We start from the raw sequence: 563 nt of genomic DNA on the forward strand, positions 1-563 counted from the left end.
GGCTTCCTCAGCCAGCCGGTTGGCGGCAGAAGTGCCGGTGACGCCGACCGCCGCCATGTTGAGCAGGTGGTTGTCCGGCAGCGAGGATTTGCCGCCTTGCGTCTCGCAGACAGGAATGCCGGCGCCCTCGGCGAATTTCGCCAGTTCGTCCGACGCCTGCGAATAGAGGACACCGCCGCCGGCGATCACCAACGGCTTTTTTGCACCCTTGAGCGCGGCGACCGCGGCCGCCAGTTCCTGGCGATCCGGGCGCGGCCGGCGCTGGTGCCAGACGCGCTCCGCGAAAAAACTCTCGGGATAGTCATAGGCTTCGGCCTGGACGTCCTGGCAGAGCGACAGCGTCACCGGGCCGCATTCGGCCGGATCGGTCAGCACGGCCATGGCACGGCTCAGCGCAGGAATGATCTGCTCCGGCCGGGTGATGCGGTCGAAATAGCGCGAAACCGGACGGAAGCAGTCGTTGACCGTCGCCGTGCCGTCGGAAAAATCCTCGGCCTGCTGCAGCACCGGGTCGGGGATGCGGTTGGCGAAGACATCGCCTGGCAAAAACAGGACGGGCAACC

1 pseudogene is annotated in these 563 nt (G+C 66.6%); it reads right to left on the reverse strand.

Going from position 1 to position 563, the window contains the following annotated elements:
* Positions 1–563, reverse strand: a pseudogene (locus EN914_RS37740) (thiamine pyrophosphate-binding protein); the annotation flags it as partial.

It is taken from the genome of Mesorhizobium sp. M7A.F.Ca.CA.001.08.2.1, from assembly GCF_003998455.1.
Lineage (GTDB): Bacteria > Pseudomonadota > Alphaproteobacteria > Rhizobiales > Rhizobiaceae > Mesorhizobium > Mesorhizobium ciceri.